Here is a 2,652-nt window from a genome sequence, read left to right on the forward strand (position 1 = left end):
CGCCGTGACGTCGGGGAGTGCGGCCACCACGACCAGGTCCGGTGCCGCCGCGACCCTCTCTGCCAGCTCGCCGGCCCCGAGGTCCCGGGCCAGCGCCACCGCCGTCGGCGACGGGTCCGCGAGGGACACGGTCACGTCGAGGCGCCGCAGCGCCAGCCCCAGGCTCGTGCCGATCAGCCCGGTGCCGACGATGCGGACGTGCCCCACCGTCATCGGAGTGTCCCGGCGGCGCTCATCGGGCCCTCACTGGGCAAGGTCCCGGCGCAGCGCCGCCGCACCCCGCAGGTAGACGTGGGTGATCTCCGAGCGCGGCAGTGCCGTGTTGACGTGAGCCATCAGCCGAATCACCAGGGGCATCGCGCCGACGACATCGAGCTCCTGTGTGCACATCAGCGGGATGTCCCCCATGCCGAGCTCGCGCGCCGCCACGGCCGGGAACTCGCTGCGCACGTCGGGTGTCGCGGTGAACCACACCGAGATGACGTCGGCCAGATCGATGCCGTTGGCCTCGAGCACCGCCGTCACGAGCTCACGGGTCGAGGCCAGCACGTGCTCGCGCTCGTCCACGTCGAGTTGGATGGCCCCACGGACCGCACGCACCGCCGTCGCCTGCTCACTCACGCGTGGCACGGTAGCGAATCGCCGCGTGCGACCGGGCGCCCGTCCACCCACAGGACAGCACCGCGCCCGGAGCCCAACGCCGCGTTCACCCCCCCGCATCAAGGCTCTCGGCCGGGGCGTCGGGCGTCATCGCCGACAGCAGCTCGTAGATGACGTGCGACGCGGCGATGGCGGTGATCTGGGCGTGGTCGTAGGCGGGAGCCACCTCGACGACGTCTGCGCCCACGAGCTGTCGGCCGCGCAGCGCACGCACCATCCGCAGCAGCTCCCGGCTGGTGAGGCCGCCGGCCTCCGGCGTGCCGGTCCCGGGCGCGTGCGACGGGTCGAGCACGTCGATGTCGATGGAGACGTAGGTGGGCCGGTCCCCCAGCCGGGCAAGCATTCGCTCGATCGCTGCCCCGGCCCCGTCCTGTTCGACCTCGTCGCACCCCACGATGGTGAAACCCAGCCGCTTGTCGTCACGCAGGTCGCTGCGACCGTAGAGCGATCCGCGGATCCCCATGTGGATGCTGGCTTCCAGGTCAACCAGGCCCTCCTCGGAGGCGCGACGGAACGGTGTCCCGTGCGTGGTGCTGGCGCCGAAGTAGGTGTCCCATGTGTCCAGGTGCGCGTCGAAGTGCAGCACGGCCAGCGGTCCGTGCTCCGCGGCGGCGTTGCGCAGCAGCGGCAGCGCGATGGTGTGGTCACCACCGATGGTGACCAGGCGCGCGCCGGAGCTGGTCAGCGCATGGGCTGCGGTCTCGACCTGGTGCACCGCCTCGCCGATGTCGAACGGGTTGGCCACCACGTCTCCCGCATCCACGACCTGCGCGGCCGCGAAGGGCTCGACGTCCTGCACCGGGTTGTAAGGCCGCAGCAGCCGGGAGGACTCCCGCACGTGCGACGGCCCGAAGCGGGCGCCGGGCCGGTAGCTCACCCCGCTGTCGAACGGCACACCGAGCACGGCGAGGTCGGCGCGGTCCACCTGGTCGATCCTGGGCAGGCGAGCAAAGGTCGCAAAGCCGGCGTAGCGCGGGTTCAGACTGGCGTCCGGCGGCCCCAGGGGGCCAATGGGGACGGGAGCGTCGTTCACGGCATACCTCCAAGGGCGGGTCACGTAGTGGCCCCAATATGCCTCACGCGGCGCCTGCAGGGCCTGGGCCGGTCCCGCCGGCAGGTCGCCCGAGCGACTCCCGCTTGCTACAGGCCGGCGGCCGAGTAGAGCGCCCCGATCTCCTGGCTGTTGAGCGGCCGCATCTTGCCCGGTCGCAGGTCGCCCAGCCGGATCGGCCCCACATCGGTGCGCACGAGCGACTCGACCGGATGCCCGACCGCGTCCAGCATTCGCCGCACCACGTGCTTGCGACCCTCGTGCAGGACCACCTCCACCAGCGCCTTGCCGGGCCGGGAGTCCACCACCTTGAACGAGTCGACCGCCACCGGCCCGTCCTCGAGCTCGACACCGGCACGCAGCCGCTTGCCCAGGTCACGGGGCACCGGCCCGGGGATCTGCGCGAGATAGGTCTTGCGGACGCCGTATGCCGGGTGCTGCAGCCGGTGGGCCAGGTCACCGTCGTTGGTGAGCAGGAGCAGGCCCTCGGTGTCCGCGTCCAGGCGGCCCACGTGGAAGAGCCGCTCCTTGCGGTCGCCCACGTAGTCGCTGATCGAGGGACGCCCGAGCTCGTCGTTCATGGTCGAGACCACGCCGAGCGGCTTGTTGAAGGCCAGGTAGAGGCGCGACTCGTCCAGCTGCACCCGCGTGCCGTCGACGTGGACGACCTGGCGGCCGGGGTCGATCCGCACACCGAGCTCGCGCACCACGTGGCCGTCGACCTCGACCCGGCCCTCGCTGATCAGGTTCTCGCAGGCCCGTCGGCTGCCCACTCCGGCTGCGGCCAGCAGCTTCTGCAGGCGCACCCCGTCGGGATCGTGCACGTCCACGCTGGGCCGGGCCGCGCGCTCACGGTCCGGCCGGCCCGACTTGCCGCCTGGTCCGCCCGTGCGCGCGCCGGCGGCGCGGCCCGCTGCCCCGCGTCCTCGACCGCGGACGCC

General features: G+C 72.5%; 3 protein-coding genes and 1 pseudogene. All 4 read right to left on the reverse strand.

From position 1 onward, the window contains the following. Window positions 1-213: pseudogene (locus FRW57_RS20145) on the reverse strand (prephenate dehydrogenase); the annotation flags it as partial. Between the two features lie 30 nt (window positions 214-243). Then, window positions 244-621: a chorismate mutase gene (aroH, locus tag FRW57_RS20150; protein ID WP_238384569.1), complete on the reverse strand. Its 378-nt coding sequence runs from the start codon at window positions 619-621 to the stop codon at window positions 244-246. A gap of 85 nt (window positions 622-706) precedes the next feature. Beyond that, window positions 707-1,693 carry an agmatinase gene (gene speB / locus FRW57_RS20155; RefSeq protein WP_137120814.1) on the reverse strand — a complete coding sequence of 329 codons (987 nt, stop codon included), beginning with the start codon at window positions 1,691-1,693 and terminating at the stop codon, window positions 707-709. A 107-nt stretch (window positions 1,694-1,800) separates the two neighbouring features. Beyond that, window positions 1,801-2,652 (reverse strand): pseudouridine synthase (locus FRW57_RS20160; protein ID WP_238999508.1); only part of this gene is annotated, 852 nt, incomplete at its 5' end.

This window comes from Segeticoccus rhizosphaerae (assembly GCF_009192725.1).
In the GTDB taxonomy this organism is placed as follows: Bacteria; Actinomycetota; Actinomycetes; order Actinomycetales; family Dermatophilaceae; genus Segeticoccus; species Segeticoccus rhizosphaerae.